This is a genomic window from Streptomyces sp. enrichment culture, from assembly GCF_964272895.1.
In the GTDB taxonomy this organism is placed as follows: domain Bacteria; phylum Actinomycetota; class Actinomycetes; order Streptomycetales; family Streptomycetaceae; genus Streptomyces.
This window is the reverse complement of the sequence record NZ_OZ186832.1, coordinates 5,323,052-5,340,292: the sequence shown is the minus strand read 5'-3', so window position 1 is coordinate 5,340,292 and position 17,241 is coordinate 5,323,052. Positions and strand designations below refer to the sequence as shown.

Here is a 17,241-nt window from a genome sequence, read left to right as displayed (position 1 = left end):
TCAGAGGAAGTAGAGGCGGTTGAGGGAGACGGAGTCGGCCGGGTCCGAGCGCAAGGGCTCGCCGTCCAGGGTCACCAGGCCGGTGCGCTGGTCCACGTCGACCTGTCCGGTACGGGAGTTCAGGCGCAGGTCGGCCGGGCCGATGCCGCGCGTGCCGCGTACCGCGACCCGGCGGCGGCGGGTCGGCATGGTGTCGTGGCCCTGGTCGAGGGCGGCTTGGGCGACGAAGGCGACCGAGATGTCGGCGGGGGTCGCCCCGTGCGCGCCGAACTGCGGGCCCAGCACGAGGGGTTCGCAGGTGTCGGTGGCCGCGTTGGGGTCGCCGACCACGCCGTACGCCGGGAAGCCGGCCTTCAGCACCAGCTGCGGCTTGGCGCCGAAGTACTCCGGCCGCCACAGCACGATGTCGGCGAGCTTGCCGACCTCGAGCGAGCCGACCTCGTGGGCGAGGCCGTGGGCGATGGCCGGGTTGATGGTCAGCTTGGCCATGTAGCGCAGGACGCGCTCGTTGTCGTGGCCGACGCCGGGGTCGCCGAGCTCGGCCTTCATCTTGCCGGCCATGGCGAAGGTGCGGCGGACGGTCTCGCCCGCGCGGCCCATGCCCTGTGCGTCGGAGGAGGTGATGCCGATCGCGCCCAGGTCGTGCAGCACGTCCTCGGCGCCCATCGTCCCGGCGCGGATGCGGTCGCGGGCCATGGCGGCGTCGCCGGGCAGGTCGGTCTTGAGGTCGTGGACGGAGACGATCATGCCGTAGTGCTCGGCGACCGCGTCCCGGCCGAAGGGCAGGGTGGGGTTGGTGGAGGAGCCGATGACGTTCGGGACGCCCGCCATCTTCAGCACGTTGGGGACGTGTCCGCCGCCGCAGCCCTCGATGTGGAAGGCGTGGATGGTGCGGCCTTCCAGGACGCGCAGGGTGTCCTCGACCGACAGGCACTCGTTCAGGCCGTCGCTGTGCAGGGCCACTTGAACGTCGTGCTCCTCGGCCACGCGCAACGCCGTGTCGAGGGCCCGGGTGTGCGCGCCCATGTCCTCGTGGACCTTGAAGCCGGAGGCGCCGCCCTCGGCGAGGGCCTCGATCAGGGGTGCCGCGTGCGAGGACGAACCCCGGCCCAGGAAGCCGATGTTGACCGGCCAGGCGTCGAAGGCGTTGAAGGCGTGCTTCAGCGCCCAGGGGGAGTTGACGCCGACGCCCCACACCGGGCCGAACTCCTGGCCGATGACCGTGGTCACACCGGAGGCGAGCGATGCCTCCATGATGCGCGGCGACAACAGGTGCACATGGGTGTCGACGGCTCCGGCGGTGGCGATCAGGCCCTCGCCGGAGACGATGGACGTGCCGGTGCCGACGACGACGTCGACGCCGTCGAGGGTGTCGGGGTTGCCGGCCCGGCCGATCGCGCAGATGCGGCCCTCGCGGATGCCGATGGACACCTTGCGGATGCCGAGGGCGGCGTCGATGACGACGACGTTGCTGATGACGACGTCACAGGTGTCGCGGACGGCGGCGGCCTTGAGGTGCAGTCCGTCGCGGGCGGTCTTGCCGAAGCCGGCGAGGAACTCGTCGCCGTACTTCTGGGCGTCGGACTCGACCTTGACGGTCAGGCCGGAGTCGCCGAGGCGGATGCGGTCGCCGGCGCGGGGGCCGTGCGTGGACGCGTACTCGTACGGGGTGAGGCGGCGGGCCTCGGCGGGGTGGCCTCCGGGGCGGCTCATCGGTCCTTCTCCTCGCTGGGAACTCCCTGGTCTCCGCCTTCGCCGGGAACTCCCAGATATCCGCAGGCGGCGGCCCTGCGCAGGGCCTCTTCCTTGGCGCCGGGCGCGTCCAGCGGGCCGTCGACCAGCCCGGCGAAGCCGATCGCGACACGGTCGCCGCCGATCGGCACGAGGCCGACCTCGCCGCTCTCGCCGGGCCCGAAGCGCACGGAGGATCCGGCGGGGACGGCGAGGCGCATCCCGTAGGAGGCCGCGCGGTCGAAGTCCAGGCGCGGGTTGGCCTCGAAGAAGTGGAAGTGCGAGGTCACCGAGACGGGGACGCCGGCGGTGTTGGTCACGGTCAGCCGGACGACCGGCTCGGGGTCGGTGTGCTCGGGGCCGGGCAGCAGGGCGCCGGGGGCCTCGGCGCCCAGACCCGCGCCGATGGGATCGCTGACCACCGCGAGCCGGGAGCCGTCGTCGAAGACGGCCTCGACATGCACCTCGGTGACGACGTCCGCGACGCCGGGCAGCACGTCGTCGGGGCCGAGCACGGACCGGGCGGCCTCGATGGCCTCCGCCAGCCGCCTGCCGTCGCGGGCCGCCTCGCAGACGGTGTCCGCGATCAGGGCGGTGGCCTCCGGCACGTTCAGCCTGAGGCCACGGGCCCGGCGGGCACGGGCCAGCTCGGCGGCTCCGAAGAGCAGCAGCCGGTCACGTTCCGTGGGGGTCAGTCTCATGACGCGGGCACCTCCTTGCCTTCCGCACGTTAGAGCACCACTCTAAACATCAGATTCCCACGACGGAAACATTGACGGGCCCGCATCGGCAACGTCACATTGAACGTCGCTCTAAACCAACGCTCGAACCGCCAAGGTGGCTGATCAAAGGAGACTGCCCATGCCGATGGAACAGCGCGGAGTCGACACCATCCCGGAGGACGAACGCACCAGCGGTCCCCGCGACCTCGTCGCGATCCTGCTGGGGTCGAACCTCTGCCTCGGAGTGATCGTCTTCGGGTGGCTGCCGCCGTCCTTCGGGCTCGGCTGGTGGGCGTCCGTGAGCTCGGTCGTGGTCGGCACCCTGGTGGGCATCGCCTTCACCGCTCCGCTGGCGCTGATCTCCCTGCGCACGGCCACCAACCTCTCGACCTCCTCCGGCGCCCAGTTCGGGGTGCGCGGCCGGCTGGTCGGGTCGGTCGTCGGCCTGCTGCTCGCCCTCGGCTATACCGCGCTGACGGTGTGGATCGGCGGCGACGTGACGGTCAGCGTGCTGGGACGGCTCTTCGGTATGCCCGCGAGCGACCTGTCGTACGCCCTGGTCTACGGCCTGCTGGCGGCGGCGACCGTCGCGGGCGCGGTGTACGGCTACCAGCTGCTGCTGAAGCTGTCCCGCGTGCTCGCCGTCGGCATGACGGTCCTGCTGGTCCTCGGTGTGATCGCCTACGCCCCCGACTTCGGCACCGGCGCGCTGGAGGAGTCCGGCGGCTATCTGCTGGGCGGGTTCTGGCCGACCTGGCTGCTGGCGGCGGTGGCCGCGGGCCTGTCCGGGCCGGTCGCCTTCATCACCCTGCTCGGCGACTACACCCGCTACATCTCCCCCGCCCGCCACTCCTCGCGCACGGTGCTGCGCGCGACCTGGCTGGGGCTGCTGCTGGGCCTGCTGGTGCCGCAGCTCTTCGGCACCTTCACCTCGTACGCCGCGCAGGCCGCCCTCGACTACGCCGGTCCGCTCGCCGCGTCCGCGCCCGCCTGGTACCTGCTGCCGCTGCTGCTGGCCGCCTCGGCCGGGTCGGTCGGCAACGCGGGGCTGATGCTGTACTCGATGGGCCTGGACCTGGACGCCATCCTGCCCCGGCTGTCCCGGGCCCGCGCCACCTGTGTGGTCGCCGTGATCGCGACGGCCTGTGTCTTCCTCGGCCACTACTTCTCGGACGCCCAGTCGGCGATGACGTCCTTCGTGCTGCTGCTCACCGCCATCGGCACGCCCTGGGCGGTCATCACGCTGATCGGCTTCGCGCGCTGCCGCGGGGAGTACGACGCCGACGCCCTCCAGGTCTTCAACCGCCGTGCGCGGGGCGGGATCTACTGGTTCAGCGGCGGCTGGAACATCCCGGCGACCGTGTCCTGGGTGCTCGGTGCCACGGTCGGTGTGCTGGCGGTGGCCCTGCCGCAGTACGAGGGCCCGCTGCTGGCCCTGACCGGCGGGGTCGACTGCAGCTTCCTGCTGTCGGGTGCGGTCGGCGGCGCCTCGTACCTGCTGCTGACCCTGGGCCGGGAGAGCGCCGGGGCCGCGGCGGACGTGACGCCCGACGCGGCCCTGGTGCAGAACGAGGTCTAGCCGAGCTGGTGCATCCAGCCGTGCTTGTCCTCGGCGGTGCCGCGCTGGATGTCCAGGAGAGCCTGGCGGAGTCGCAGGGTGACCTCGCCGGGCTCTCCGCCGCTCTGCCGCCACTCGGCGCCGTCGGTCTTGACCGTGCCGACGGGGGTGATCACGGCGGCGGTGCCGCAGGCGAAGACCTCGGTGAGGGTGCCGTTCTCGGTGTCGGCCCGCCACTGGTCGAGGGAGACGCGGCCCTCCTCGGCGGTGTAGCCGAGGTCGCGGGCGACGGTGAGCAGGGAGTCGCGGGTGACGCCCTCGAGGATGGAGCCGGTGAGGGACGGGGTGACGATCCTGTCGCCGTACACGAAGTACAGGTTCATGCCGCCGAGCTCCTCGACCCACTGGTGCTCGACCGCGTCGAGGTAGCAGACCTGGTCGCAGCCCTTGGCGGCGGCCTCGGCCTGGGCGAGCAGGGAGGCCGCGTAGTTGCCGCCGGTCTTGGCGTCGCCCATGCCGCCGGGGACGGCGCGGACGCGGTCCTGGGAGACCCAGATGGAGACGGGCTTCACGCCACCGGGGAAGTAGGCGCCGGCCGGGGAGGCGATGACCAGGAACAGGTACTCGTTGGCCGGGCGCACGCCCAGGCCGACCTCGGTCGCGATCATGAACGGGCGCAGGTAGAGGGACTCCTCGCCGCCGTGCGCCGGAACCCAGGCCCGGTCCTGGCGGACGAGGGCGTCACATGCCTCGATGAAGGTCTCGACGGGCAGCTCGGGCATGCCGAGGCGGCGGGCGGAGGACTGGAAGCGCTGCGCGTTCTTCTCGGGGCGGAAGGTGGCGACGGACCCGTCGGGGCGGCGGTATGCCTTGAGGCCCTCGAAGATCTCCTGCGCGTAGTGCAGGACGGACGTGGCCGGGTCGAGGGAGATCGGCGCGTACGGCACGAGCTGGCCATCGTGCCAGCCGCGGCCCTCCGTCCACTTGATGGTCACCATGTGATCGGTGAAGTGGCGGCCGAACCCGGGGTTGGCCAGGATCGCCTCGCGCTCCGCGTCGGACAGCGGGTGGGCGGAGGGCTTCAGCTCGATCGTGGGCGTCGTCATGAGTGGTTGTCCTTCACCGGTTGTAGTGACGGGCCGCGCTCACGCCCGACCGGCCGTTTCCGGCCAGTGCTAGGACGTCCGAGCTTTCCCTCATTCCGCGGCTCCGCGTTCGATTATCGCGCGCGGCCCGCCACGGGAGGAAACGGCGTGGGTGCGGCCCAGGGCTCGATGGTGTCACCCGGCGGGGGCATGCGGAAGCCGCCGGGCTCCTGGAAGGGACCCGACGGCTGGTGGCGCGCGGCGGGTCAGCCGGCTACGCGTACGGCGAGCGCGTCGCCGATCTCCGTGGTGGAGCGGGCGGGCTTGCCGACGCGCTCGGCGAGGTCGGCGGCGACCGCCTCCTCGATGCGGGCGGCCTGGGCGTCGTGGCCGAGGTGGCGCAGCAGCAGGGCGACCGAGAGGACCGTCGCGGTCGGGTCGGCCTTGCCCTGGCCGGCGATGTCCGGGGCCGAGCCGTGGACCGGCTCGAACATCGACGGGAACTCGCCGCTCGGGTTGATGTTGCCGGAGGCGGCGACGCCGATGCCGCCGGAGACGGCCGCGGCGAGGTCGGTGATGATGTCGCCGAACAGGTTGTCGGTGACGATGACGTCGAACCGCTCGGGCTGGGTGACCAGGTAGATGGTCGCGGCGTCGACGTGCATGTACTCGGTGGTGACCTCGGGGAACTCCTCGGCCACCTGGTTGAAGACGTTCGTCCACAGGTGACCGGCGAAGGTCAGCACGTTGTTCTTGTGGATCAGCGCCAGCTTCTTGCGCGGGCGGGCCTGGGCGCGGGCGAAGGCGTCCCGGACGACGCGCTCGACACCGAAGGCCGTGTTGACGGACACCTCGGTGGCGACCTCGTGCTCGGTGCCCTTGCGGATGGTGCCGCCGTTGCCGGTGTACGGGCCCTCGGTGCCCTCGCGGACCACGACGAAGTCGATCTCCGGCTGGCCCTTCAGCGGCGTGTCCACACCGGGGAGCAGCTTGGAGGGCCGCAGGTTGACGTGGTGGTCGAAGGCGAAGCGCAGCTTGAGCAGGAAGCCGCGCTCCAGGACGCCGGACGGCACGCTCGGGTCGCCGATCGCGCCGAGCAGGATGGCGTCGTGCTGCTTCAGGGCGTCGAGGTCGGCGTCGGTGAGGGTCTCACCGGTGGCGTGGTAGCGCCGGGCGCCGAAGTCGTACTCCTTGGTCTCCAGCTTCACGTCCTCCGGGAGGACGGCGGAGAGGACCTTGAGACCCTCGGCCACGACCTCCTGGCCGATGCCGTCACCGGGGATCACTGCGAGATTGATGCTGCGAGACATGCCGGGCACCCTACTCTTCGTCCCATGCAATGACACGCACTGTCCGCCATCTGGACATTCGTACGAGGGACAACGTCAGGTCGTCGGGTGGCGTTCACCCTTGTGTCCCAGGGGCGTTGGGCTCCGCGGGAAGCCTCCTGCCCATGGAGACCCCGGATTTCGGCATCCCCGAGCGGCTGGTCCGCCGGATGAGCATGGCCGAGCAGCACGAGTATCTGCGGACGAGGCTCACCCGGCGGCGCACGCTGGTGAGCGCGGGCGCGGTGGCGGGCGCCCTGGTGGCCGGATGCGCCGGGCCGGAGGGTTCCGGGCGCACGGCGGCGACCCCGGCGGCCCGGCCCGCGAGGGCCACGGCGGTGGCGCCCGGCGCGGCGCTCGCGCCCTTCGGCCGGCATCTGTCCTTCGGCGCGGACCCGCGCACCGGGATGCGGATCTCCTGGCAGGTCCCCGCGGCCGTGCGCCGGCCCTACGTCCGGATCGGCGCCCGTCCCGACGCGCTGGGGCCCCGGATCGGGGCCGAGCTGCGGGAGCTGCGCACGCCGGGGGTGGAGGGGGTGCGGCCGCAGGTGGAGCAGTACTACGTGCATGCCGCGCTGGACCGCCTGCTGCCGGGCACGACGTACTACTACGGCGTCGGGCACGACGGCTTCGACCCCGCCGACCCGCTCCACCGGGGCACGATCGCCTCCTTCCGCACGGCACCCGTGCGCCCGCGGTCCTTCGTCTTCACCGCCTTCGGCGACCAGGGCGTGGGCGAGGAATCGGCCGCCCTGGCCCGGCGGGTGGGGCGGGAGGGGCCGGCGTTCCATCTGCACGCGGGTGACATCTGCTACGCCAACGCCAACGGCCGGGGCACCCAGGCGGACGGGTACGACCCGGTGCTGTGGGACCGGTTCTTCCGGCAGAACGAACCGGTCGCCAGGTCGGTCCCCTGGATGGTGACGACCGGCAACCACGACATGGAAGCCTGGTACTCGCCGGAGGGCTACGGCGGCCATCTCGCCCGTTTCTCGCTGCCCGGCAGCGGCTTCGACGCGCGGCGGGCGCCGGGGGTGTACGCGTTCACCTACGGCAACGTCGGCGTGGTGGCGCTGGACGCCAACGACGTGTCGTACGAGATCCCGGCCAACCTCGGTCACAGCGAGGGCCGGCAGACGGCGTGGCTGGACCGCACGCTGGCCGGGCTGCGGGCGGACAACGGCGTGGACTTCGTGGTCGTCTTCTTCCACCACTGCGCCTACTCCACCTCCGCGCACGCCTCCGACGGCGGGGTGCGCGCGGCCTGGCTGCCGGTGTTCGCCCGGCACGGCGTGGACCTGGTGATCAACGGACACAACCATGTCTACGAGCGCACCGACGCCATCCGGGGCGGCGAGGTCGGCCGGCGGGTGCCCGTCGGCGGCTCGGCGGACCCGGCGCGGGACGGGACGGTGTACGTCACCGCGGGCGGCGGCGGCCGGGAGCCGTACGGCTTTCCCGTGGCGGAGAGCTTCGAGGGCCGGGTGCGCGACACCGAGTCCGTGCGGACGTTCAGCTGGACGCGGTCACGGCAGCGGGAGCCGGAGACCGTGGAGTGGTCGCGGGTGCGGCACCGGGGCTTCTCCTACCTGGCGGTGGAGGCGCTGGCCGGGCCGTCGCCGCGGCTGAAGGTGTCGGCGCGGACGCACACGGGTGAGCGGATCGACCGTTTCGAGGTGCGGCGCGGACGCTAGGGTCCCACCCGGCGTCCGCGCCGCGCCGGGGGTGCGGCTCCCGGCGGACGGAGTGTGGCGCGGTCGGCTCAGTGGCCGGTGGAGCCGCCGTTGTCGCGGCGGTCGAGGGCCCGCTGGAGGGCGGCGGCGGCCTGCTTGCGGTCGGTCTCGGTGGTGCGGGAGACGTGGCGGACTCGGCGGCGGACGGTCGTCTCGGCCATGAGGGATCGACTCCTTCTTCAACGCGGAGCGCGGCAAGGGGGGTTACGAGACGCCGGATGGGGCGGGGAGCTCGTGGCCGCAGGGGTTGCCTGCGCGGGCCCGGCTCACGACCGCCCTTCGCTTGATCGAGCGAGACGTTCGGCTCCTACAAAAGTAAGGGAGGAGCACGCTCCTGTCTCCACAATTACTTGGGCTTCCTACTATCTGAGACAGAGAGCTGGGTCACACCGCCGTGACCTGCGCTTTCGTGGCTCGCGGATGCAGGGCGCGCAGCTCGCGGACGAGGGCGCGGACGGCCGCGGAGGCGGCGAGCTCCGGGGTGGTGACATAGCCGACCTGACGGGTGGGGCGCCGCGGGCCGAGATCGGTGACCTGGAGGGCGGGCGGTGCTCCGGTGAGGGAGAGCGCGGGCATGATGGCCATGCCCAGACCGCTGCTCACCATCGACAGCACCGCTCCGTCGTCCTCGGCGCGCACGGTCGCGGCCGGGATCCAGTCCTGGGCCGCCCACCAGTCGCGGGTGTAGGAGGAGCAGTTCTCCATCCAGTCGACGAGCGGCAGCGACCGCGGGTCGGGGTGGCCCGCCGGGTGCACCAGGGAGTACGGCTCCTCCAGCAGCACGTCACCGACCAGTTCGGGCGGGACGGGCGAGCCGGTGCCGATGGTGGCGATCCCGATGTCCGCGCGCCCCTCGGCGACCTCCCCCGCGGTGCCGGGCCCGATCTCCCGTACGACGGTCACGGTCGCCTCGATGCCGGGGTGCCGGGCGGCCAGCCGCTCCAGGGCGGGCGGCAGCAGATGCAGGGCCGCGCTGCGGAAGGCGGCGATGCGCAGCGGTCCGGACGGCTCGCCGGACGCCCCGGCAGCGGCCGCGCGGGTCTCGGCGGCCAGCACCTGGAGCATGCGCAGCACCCGGCGCCCGTGCGCCGCGGCCCGCTCCCCCGCGGCGGTCGGCCGGGCCCCGTGCCTGCCCCGCTCGAACAGCACGACGCCCAGCTTGCGCTCCATGCCGCGCACCGCGTGCGACACCGCGGACTGCGTCGCCCCGAGCCGCACGGCCGCGGCGGAGAAGCCGCCCTCCTCGGCCACCGCGACCAGGGTGCGCAACTCCTGCGGTGCGAGATCGACTGTGTTCACGCGGGCGCTCCCACCTGCTGCTATGAGGACGTTTCATGGACCGGGCGGTTCCATGAACGCAACCCTCTCCCACCCGCCCGCATTCCTTCCTACCGTCCCCGCCATGAACGACATCGCGCTCACCGTCCAGCAGACCGCCCGCCCGACCGGTTTCCCCAGCGCGGAGCACTTCCGCTTCGTCGAGTCGGCGGTCCCCGAGCCCGCGCCGGGCACGGCCCTGGTGGAGAACCTGCTGTGGTCGGTCGACCCGTACCACCGGGAGATGATGGACGGCGACTTCGCCCTGAACGCCCCGCTGGAGGGCCGCACCCTCGGCCGGGTCACCGCCTCGCGCGCACCCTCCCTGCGCGAGGGCGAGATCGTCCTGCACCGGCAGGGCTGGCGCACCCACGCCGTGGTCGCCCCGGAGGAGGTCCGGCACATCCCGCACCACGAGGGCGTGCCGCTCACCGCGTATCTGAGCGTGCTCGGCGGCACCGGCCTCACCGCGTACATCGGGCTCACCCGGATCGCCGAACTCCGCGAGGGGCAGGACCTGTTCGTCTCCGGCGCGGCGGGCGGCGTCGGCACGGCCACCGGCCGCTTCGCCCGGCTGCTGGGCGCGGGGCGGATCGTCGGCAGCGCGGGGTCGGCCGAGAAGGTGCGGTACCTGACCGAACGGGTCGGCTACGACGCGGCGTTCGACTACCACGACGGCCCGGTCGCCGGCCTCCTCGCCGAGGCGGCGCCCACCGGTATCGACGTGTTCGTCGACAACGTCGGCGGCGACCACCTCGGCGCGGCGATCGGCGCGCTGCGCGAGCGGGGGCGGGTGGTGCGGGTGGGCACGGTCAGCCAGTACAACACCCCCGCCGCGCCGCCGGTGCTCTTCAACCACGCCGATGTGGTGGAGAAGAGCCTGCGCATCGAGGGCTTCCTGGTGCGCGACCACCGGGCGCGGCAGGAGGAGCTGTACGAGTTCGCCGTACCGCATCTGCGCAGCGGGGCGCTGGCGCTCGACGAGACGGTGGTGGAGGGGTTCGAGCGGATCGTGGAGGCGTTCCTGCTGATGCTGCGGGGCGGGAACACGGGGAAGATGCTGGTGCGGGCCGGCTGAGGTCACAGGACGTCGCCGTCACGCCAGTCGAAGAGCAGTTCGGTGTGCGGGTCGGCGGGGACGGGCCAGACGTAGGTGGACCCCTCCTCGTCGGGCAGCGGCACCGGGCCGTCCGGCCCGAGGGCGCCGATCGGGCCGGGCCAGGCGCGCCAGCCCCGGCCCTCGTACAGCCTGGCTCCCTCGTCGCTCGCGGAGAGGGCGCCCAGGTCGTAGGCGCGGGTGATGACGCCCTCCAGCGCCTCCATCACGCGCCCGCCGAGCCCGGTGCGCCGCACGTCCCGGCGCACGGCGACCCCCTCGACGTAGCCGACGCGCAGCCACCGTCCGCGGAGCCGGGCGCGCCGCATGACCACGGCCCCGTGCGCGGCCAGTCCCCGCCCGTCGTAGGCGAGGGCGTGCAGGCCGCCGAGGGTGTGCTCCCAGTCCTCGTCGGCGAAGTCGCCGTCGAAGGACTCGTGCAACAGGCCGCGGACGCGGTGGAGTTCGGCGGGCGCGAGCTGGGCGGTGTGGGCGATGCGCAAGGTCATACCGGCATTGTCGCCGGGGATCGAGGACTCGGCGGCCACCCTCCATCTAACCTTTAAAAGTCACTTGACTGGTTATAGATGGGCGGCTCATGATGCCGTCATGACCACGCACCGGGTTCACCACCGCACCGCGGCCGTCCGCGGCCACGAGATCCACTACCGAGAGGCCGGGCCCGAGGACGCGCCCGTGCTTCTGCTGCTGCACGGCTTCCCCAGCAGCTCGCACATGTTCCGGGACCTGATACCGCTGCTCGCCGGCCGGTACCGGGTGATCGCCCCCGACCACCTCGGCTTCGGCCGCTCGGCGACACCGCCCGCCGCCGAGTTCTCGTACACCTTCGCCGAACTGGCGGAGATCACCGGCGAGTTCACCGAGCGGCTGGGGCTGGAGCGGTTCGCGCTGTACGTCCAGGACTACGGCGCCCCCATCGGGCTGCGGCTGGCGCTGGCGCATCCGGACCGGGTGAGCGCGATCGTCACGCAGAACGGCAACGCCTACGAGGAGGGCCTGGGCGCCGAGGCATGGGCGCCGGTGCTGGCGCTGATCAAGGAGCGCACGCCCGAGACGGAGGCGCCGGTGCGGGAGATCTACACCCTGGACGGCATCAAGTGGCAGTACCTGCACGGCGTGCCCGAACACCTCAAGGAGACGGTCAGTCCGGACGCCTACGAGCGGGACGCGGCCGACCTCGCCCGTCCGGGCCAGACCGGGATACAGCTCGACCTGATCTGCGACTACGGCTCCAACTTCGCGCTGTACCCGGCCTTCCAGGAGTACTTCCGCACCAGCCAGGTGCCGCTGCTGGCGGTGTGGGGCGCCCATGACGAGATCTTCGTGCCGCAGGGCGCGCTCGCCTTCCGGCGGGACCTGCCGGACGCCGAGGTGCATCTGCTGCCCACGGGCCACTTCGCCCTGGAGACCCACGCCGGCCAGATCGCGGCACTGATCGACGACTTCCTCGGCAGGGTGCTGCCGGCGGCTCGCCCACACGACTGATCCTCCGCGCGGCACCGGACAAGCGGCCGCCCGCAGGGGAACACCTGACGTCATGAACGACACGGAGAAGGTGTTCCTCCAAGGCGGCCCCGACGACCTGCCCGAGCGGATCGTGCCCGTCCCCGACCCCGGCCCGGACGTGAAGATCGAGCTGCGCAACGGCTACGAGCACTTCCGCCCGACCGACCGCCGGACGGACACCCCCGAGGGCTCGCTGCCCGTGTACGAGTGGTGGGAGCGGACGGAGATGGCGGGGTAGGCCCCGCGCTGTCCCGCCGGACATGGCACCGCCCCCGCTCCGGAGGTGCAAGCCGGAGCGGGGGCGGGGTCCAGGGGTGCCGCGGGGGCGTCAGCCCATGTGCGGGTAGCCGTAGTCGGTCGGCGGGACCAGCGTCTCCTTGATGGCGCGGGTCAGGGTCCAGCGCATCAGGTTCTGCGGGGCGCCGGCCTTGTCGTTGGTGCCGGAGGCACGGCCGCCGCCGAAGGGCTGCTGGCCGACGACGGCGCCGGTCGACTTGTCGTTGATGTAGAAGTTGCCGGCCGCGTAGCGCAGCTTCTCCATCGTGTACGCGGCCGCCGCGCGGTCGTTCGCGATGACCGAGCCGGTGAGCGCGTAGTCGGACACCGACTCCATCTGGGTCAGCATCTCGTCGTACTTGTCGTCCTCGTAGACGTACACGGCGAGGATCGGACCGAAGTACTCGGTCGTGAAGACCTCGTTCTCCGGGTCGGTGCACTCGATGACGGTCGGGCGCACGAAGTAGCCGACCGAGTCGTCGTAGGAGCCGCCCGCGACGATCGTGCAGGCCGGATCGGCCTTCGCACGGTCGATGGCGGCCTTGTTCTTGGCGAAGGCGCGCTCGTCGATCACGGCGCCGATGAAGTTCGACAGGTCGGTGACGTCACCCATGGTGATGTAGTCGACCTCGGCCGCGAACTCCTCCTTGAAGCCGGAGTTCCAGATGGACGCCGGGATGTAGGCGCGGGAGGTGGCCGAGCACTTCTGGCCCTGGTACTCGAAGGCACCGCGGGTCAGGGCGGTCTTCAGCACCGCGCGGTCGGCGCTCGGGTGGGCGACGACGAAGTCCTTGCCGCCGGTCTCGCCGACCAGACGCGGGTAGGAGCGGTACTTCTCGATGTTCTGGCCGACCGTCTTCCACAGGTACTGGAAGGTCTTGGTGGAGCCGGTGAAGTGGATGCCGGCCAGGTCGCGGTGGTTCAGGGCGACCTCGGAGACGGCGATGCCGTCACCGGTGACCAGGTTGATGACGCCCTTGGGCAGGCCCGCCTCCTCCAGCAGCTGCATCAGCAGCACGGCGGCGTGGGTCTGCGTCGGGGACGGCTTCCAGACGACGACGTTGCCCATGAGCGCGGGCGCGGTCGGCAGGTTGCCCGCGATGGCCGTGAAGTTGAACGGCGTGATCGCGTAGACGAAGCCCTCCAGCGGGCGGTGGTCCAGACGGTTCCACACACCCGGGGAGTTGGCCGGGGGCTGCTCGGCGAGGATCTGGCGGGCGTAGGCCACGTTGAAGCGCCAGAAGTCGACGAGCTCGCAGGGGGTGTCGATCTCGGCCTGCTGGGCGGTCTTGGACTGGCCGAGCATGGTGGAGGCGGCCATGGTCTCCCGCCACGGGCCGGCCAGCAGCTCGGCGGCGCGCAGGATGATCGCCGCGCGGTCGTCGAAGGACATCGCGCGCCAGGCCGGGGCGGCCGCGAGGGCCGCGTCGATGGCGTCCTGGGCGTCCGCTTGCGTGGCGTTGCGGTAGGTGCCGAGGACCGCCTTGTGGTTGTGCGGCTGGACGACCTGGAATGCCTCGCCGCCGCCCATCCGCTTCTCACCGCCGATGGTGCACGGCAGGTCGATCGGGTTCTCGGCCAGCTCCTTGAGCTTGACCTCCAGCCGGGCGCGCTCGGGCGAGCCGGGGGCGTAGCCGTGCACCGGCTCGTTGACGGGGGTGGGGACCTGGGTCACAGCGTCCATGAGATCCGTAACTCCTTGTACGTGAGCGGGTGTTCGGGTTCAGCCCTTGGAGACCATCGAGCGCAGGCTGTGCTTGTCCGGGGGACAACCCCCGGACCCCCGGCAGGGGCTGCAGCACAGCCACGTTGCATCAGCCACGGCTGATCATGCTCCTCAAGAAGAAGCGCAGGTTGGCCGGCTTCTCGGCCAGGCGGCGCATGAAGTAGCCGTACCAGTCGGTGCCGTAGGCGGTGTAGACGCGCATGCGGTGGCCCTCGGCGGCCAGCCGCAGGTGCTCGTCGCCGCGGATGCCGTAGAGCATCTGGAACTCGTACTCGTCGAGCTTGCGGCCGGCCTTGCGGGCGAGTTCCTGGGTGATGGAGATCAGGCGCGGGTCGTGGGACCCGATCATCGGGTAGCCCTCGCCCTCCATGAGGATCTTCAGGATGCGCACATACGCCTTGTCGATCTCGTGCTTCTGCTGGTAGGCGACCTCGGCGGGCTCCTTGTAGGCGCCCTTCACGATCCGCACGCGGCTGCCGTTCGCGGCCAGGCGGCGGGCGTCGGCCTCGGTGCGGAAGAGGTACGCCTGGATGACGCAGCCGGTCCCCGGGAAGTCCTTGCGCAGCTCGTCGTGGATGGCGAACATCGAGTCCAGGGTGGTGTGGTCCTCGGCGTCCAGGGTGACCGTGGTGCCGAGGGCGGCGGCGGCCTCGACGACCGGGCGCACATTGGCGAGGGCCAGCTCGTGGCCGCCCTCCAGCGCCTGGCCGAACATCGACAGCTTCACCGACATCTCGACGCGCTCGCCCAGCTCCAGCGGCTTCAGGCGCTCGATCAGCTCCAGGTAGGCGTCACGGGCGGCACCGGCCTGCTCCGGGGTGGTGATGTCCTCGCCGACGACGTCCATCGTCAGCTCCAGGCCCTTGGCCGTGAGGTCCTCGATGATCGGGACGATGTCGCCCACCGTCTCGCCGGGGATGAACCGGTCGACCACCTGCTTGGTGACCGGGGCCGCCGAGATCAGGCGTCGCATCCGGTCGCTGCGCGACGCGGCGAGAATCACGGGACCCAGCACGGGGCACCTCCACAGAACAGGTGAAACAGGCCGGAACCCTACGAGTCGGGTACGGCACGGAGAACCACCGTGAAACCTAAGGATCCCTCCGATCCTGTGCTACCGACAGCTGTCACGCATCCGTGCCGCAGATCTCAGACAGATGTCTGAAGCCCTTCGGGAAATGCGGCAGAATGCCCAGGGTGACGTCGGAACACAGGAGTGACTACCAGGAGCTGGTCGACGAGATCTCCGAGCTTCTGGGCGCTCCCGCGACCCTGGAGAACCGCGACTTCGAGCTGATCGCCTTCGGCGCGTACGACGACGAGGGCGACCTCGATCCCTCCGCGCTGGACCCGGTGCGCACCCGCTCGATCCTGACCCGGCGCTCCACGGCGGCGGTACGGGAGTGGTTCGAGGGCTTCGGCATCACCCGGGCGACCGGCCCGGTCCGTATCCCGCCGACCCCGGAGGCGGGGGTGTACCGGGGACGGATCTGCCTGCCCGTGCGCCACCGCGGGGTCGTCCTCGGCTATGTGTGGCTGCTGGACGACGATCCGGGACCCACGGACGCCCAGCTGGACGCGGCGATGGAGGTGACGGAGCGGATCGGCGCGCTGCTGGCGGACGAGGCGCAGCACGGCGCCGACCTGACGCGGGAGTTCCGGGCGGTGCTGACCGCCGAGCGGGGCTGGCGGCAGGACATGGCGGTGGCGGCGCTGCGGACCGCGCTCGGCCCGCGAGGGGAGGGCCCGCACACGGTGGTGTGTGTGGCGCCCTGGCCGTCGGCCGACCCCGACGACGCCCCGTCGGCCCGTACGGTGCCGCACGCGACGGCGCTGTGCACGATGCCGTGGGGCGGGGGTGGCTCCCCCGCCCGTGCGGCGGCGGGGGAGGGACAGTGCCTGGCGGTGCTGGTGCGGCTGCGCTCGGCCGAGGTGCAGGTGCCGGCGCTGACGGCGGCCTCGAGGCTGCTGCGGGAGGGTGCCCGCGCGGCCGGCGTCGGGGAGATCCGCGGCGGCCTGGCCGAGCTGGGCACCTCCTGGCGGGAGGCGGCCGCGGCGGCCCGCGCCGTCCTCGCCGAGCCCCGTCTCGGCCCGGTCGCCGAGTGGTCCCGTATCGGCGCCTACCGGATGCTGACCTCGCTGTCCCCGGAGGTGGCGCACGACCCGGCGGTGGCCCCGCTGCTCTCCCCCGCCCAGCGGGAGCTGGCCCGCACCGCCGAGGTGTACCTCGACCACGCGGGCCAGGCCGGCCGCACGGCCGCCGCGCTGGGCATCCACCGCCAGACCCTCTACTACCGCCTCTCGCGCGTGGAGCAGCTCACCGGCCTCGACCTGGACGACGGCGAGCACCGGCTGCTGCTGCACATGGCGCTGAAGGCGGCGCGGCTGTAGACGTTCACCAGTCGGGAGCGCGGGTGGCCCGCCCCTCGGTGCCCTTGAGGAAGAAGTACTCGGTTCCGATCCTGCTCAGCAGGTCCGCCGCGCCGGTCGCCTCCACGATCCAGCCGTCCCCGGCCTTCCGCGCGGCGGTGCCGAGCCGTTCGAACGTTGCCTCGCCGATCAGTTCCACGTACTTCGCCCCGAAGTAGTTCACCTCGAAGAGTCCGGGCAGGAACCGGGAGAAGTCCCGGCCGACGGCCCGCAGGACGGGACCGTCGGCCATGACCTGGGCCCGGTAGACGGAGGCGCGGTAGACGGCCCCCCACACCGGGCGGGCCTCGTCGCAGATCCGCTCGAAGGCCGCCCGGGCCGCACCGGCCGCCTCCTCGCGGAGCGCGGCGACCGTGACCCCGTTGTTCAGCAGGAGCCGGCCGCCGACACGGGCCAGCGGGGAGCTGTTGACGGAGACGACCACGTTCAGGTCGCCGGTGGCGCCGCGCAGCTCCACGTTCCCCGAGTGACGGTCCTCGGTGGCCCACCGGGTCCGGTCCCGTACGACGTCCGGGAGCGCGGCGAGCGGGCCGAGCGGGGACCGCTCCCCCGGCTCGGGGCTCCAGACGACCACCTCGCTCGCCCAGGCCGGCGCGGTCTCGGCCAGGACGCGGGCGACGCGCACCAGGGTGGCGCCGCCCGGGTCCTCGACGAGCGACCGGTCGAAGACGACCTCCGCGGTCAGACGGTCAGTGTTCACAGCTCGTGGTGC

16 protein-coding genes are annotated in these 17,241 nt (G+C 72.2%); 6 read left to right on the top strand and 10 right to left on the bottom strand.

All coding sequences use genetic code 11. From position 1 onward, the window contains the following. Together ACSU6M_RS24195 and ureA are read right to left on the bottom strand one after the other, a co-directional pair. Complete coding sequence (locus ACSU6M_RS24195; protein ID WP_437072273.1) at positions 1-1,713, bottom strand: urease subunit alpha; 1,713 nt, start codon at positions 1,711-1,713, stop codon at positions 1-3. Then, the gene (gene ureA / locus ACSU6M_RS24190) at positions 1,710-2,432 is read right to left on the bottom strand and encodes an urease subunit gamma (RefSeq protein ID WP_437072271.1); all 723 of its coding nucleotides are present in this window, start codon (positions 2,430-2,432) and stop codon (positions 1,710-1,712) included. The genes ACSU6M_RS24195 and ureA overlap by 4 nt, the downstream gene beginning before the upstream one ends. Before the next feature lie 160 nt (positions 2,433-2,592). Between ureA and ACSU6M_RS24185 the strand changes: the two genes are divergently transcribed. Next, positions 2,593-4,032: a cytosine permease gene (locus ACSU6M_RS24185; protein ID WP_437072270.1), complete on the top strand. Its 1,440-nt coding sequence runs from the start codon at positions 2,593-2,595 to the stop codon at positions 4,030-4,032. Here ACSU6M_RS24185 and ACSU6M_RS24180 read toward each other — a convergent pair. Both ACSU6M_RS24180 and ACSU6M_RS24175 read right to left on the bottom strand, forming a co-directional pair. Beyond that, positions 4,029-5,117: a branched-chain amino acid aminotransferase gene (locus ACSU6M_RS24180; protein WP_437072268.1), complete on the bottom strand. Its 1,089-nt coding sequence runs from the start codon at positions 5,115-5,117 to the stop codon at positions 4,029-4,031. The two genes, ACSU6M_RS24185 and ACSU6M_RS24180, sit on opposite strands and share 4 nt — an antisense overlap. Before the next feature lie 245 nt (positions 5,118-5,362). Beyond that, positions 5,363-6,406, bottom strand: a complete 1,044-nt coding sequence (locus tag ACSU6M_RS24175) for a 3-isopropylmalate dehydrogenase (RefSeq protein WP_437072267.1) — start codon at positions 6,404-6,406, stop codon at positions 5,363-5,365. 143 nt (positions 6,407-6,549) lie between these two features. Here ACSU6M_RS24175 and ACSU6M_RS24170 point away from each other — a divergent pair, with 143 nt between their 5' ends. Beyond that, the gene (locus ACSU6M_RS24170; protein ID WP_437072265.1) at positions 6,550-8,118 is read left to right on the top strand and encodes a purple acid phosphatase family protein; all 1,569 of its coding nucleotides are present in this window, start codon (positions 6,550-6,552) and stop codon (positions 8,116-8,118) included. A 68-nt stretch (positions 8,119-8,186) separates the two neighbouring features. Here the strand turns inward: ACSU6M_RS24170 and ACSU6M_RS24165 are convergent, their stop codons facing one another. Together ACSU6M_RS24165 and ACSU6M_RS24160 are read right to left on the bottom strand one after the other, a co-directional pair. Continuing rightward, positions 8,187-8,318 (bottom strand): hypothetical protein, encoded by a 132-nt coding sequence (locus ACSU6M_RS24165; protein WP_437072263.1) that lies wholly within the window; start codon positions 8,316-8,318, stop codon positions 8,187-8,189. 223 nt (positions 8,319-8,541) lie between these two features. Further along, positions 8,542-9,456: a LysR family transcriptional regulator gene (locus ACSU6M_RS24160; protein ID WP_437072261.1), complete on the bottom strand. Its 915-nt coding sequence runs from the start codon at positions 9,454-9,456 to the stop codon at positions 8,542-8,544. Between the two features lie 103 nt (positions 9,457-9,559). Here ACSU6M_RS24160 and ACSU6M_RS24155 point away from each other — a divergent pair, with 103 nt between their 5' ends. Next, positions 9,560-10,552 carry an NADP-dependent oxidoreductase gene (locus ACSU6M_RS24155; protein WP_437072260.1) on the top strand — a complete coding sequence of 331 codons (993 nt, stop codon included), beginning with the start codon at positions 9,560-9,562 and terminating at the stop codon, positions 10,550-10,552. A gap of 2 nt (positions 10,553-10,554) precedes the next feature. On the opposite strand, the gene ACSU6M_RS24150 is transcribed toward ACSU6M_RS24155, so the two are convergent. Continuing rightward, on the bottom strand, positions 10,555-11,079 hold the full coding sequence (locus tag ACSU6M_RS24150) for a GNAT family N-acetyltransferase (RefSeq protein ID WP_437072259.1): 525 nt from the start codon (positions 11,077-11,079) through the stop codon (positions 10,555-10,557). On the opposite strand from ACSU6M_RS24150, the gene ACSU6M_RS24145 reads away from it, so the two are divergent. Together ACSU6M_RS24145 and ACSU6M_RS24140 are read left to right on the top strand one after the other, a co-directional pair. Further along, positions 11,066-12,076 (top strand): alpha/beta fold hydrolase, encoded by a 1,011-nt coding sequence (locus tag ACSU6M_RS24145; RefSeq protein WP_437072257.1) that lies wholly within the window; start codon positions 11,066-11,068, stop codon positions 12,074-12,076. The genes ACSU6M_RS24150 and ACSU6M_RS24145 overlap by 14 nt on opposite strands. 52 nt (positions 12,077-12,128) lie before the next feature. Next, complete coding sequence (locus ACSU6M_RS24140; protein ID WP_437072255.1) at positions 12,129-12,335, top strand: DUF5988 family protein; 207 nt, start codon at positions 12,129-12,131, stop codon at positions 12,333-12,335. A gap of 90 nt (positions 12,336-12,425) precedes the next feature. Here ACSU6M_RS24140 and pruA read toward each other — a convergent pair whose 3' ends face one another. Beyond that, entirely contained in the window at positions 12,426-14,057 is a 1,632-nt protein-coding gene (pruA, locus tag ACSU6M_RS24135; protein WP_437072254.1) for an L-glutamate gamma-semialdehyde dehydrogenase, read from the bottom strand. Between the two features lie 130 nt (positions 14,058-14,187). Continuing rightward, positions 14,188-15,114 (bottom strand): proline dehydrogenase family protein, encoded by a 927-nt coding sequence (locus ACSU6M_RS24130; protein ID WP_437072253.1) that lies wholly within the window; start codon positions 15,112-15,114, stop codon positions 14,188-14,190. A gap of 173 nt (positions 15,115-15,287) precedes the next feature. Here ACSU6M_RS24130 and ACSU6M_RS24125 point away from each other — a divergent pair, with 173 nt between their 5' ends. Continuing rightward, the gene (locus ACSU6M_RS24125; RefSeq protein WP_437072252.1) at positions 15,288-16,490 is read left to right on the top strand and encodes a PucR family transcriptional regulator; all 1,203 of its coding nucleotides are present in this window, start codon (positions 15,288-15,290) and stop codon (positions 16,488-16,490) included. A 4-nt stretch (positions 16,491-16,494) separates the two neighbouring features. On the opposite strand, the gene ACSU6M_RS24120 is transcribed toward ACSU6M_RS24125, so the two are convergent. Continuing rightward, positions 16,495-17,229 (bottom strand): hypothetical protein, encoded by a 735-nt coding sequence (locus tag ACSU6M_RS24120; protein ID WP_437072251.1) that lies wholly within the window; start codon positions 17,227-17,229, stop codon positions 16,495-16,497. Positions 17,230-17,241 lie beyond the last annotated feature (12 nt).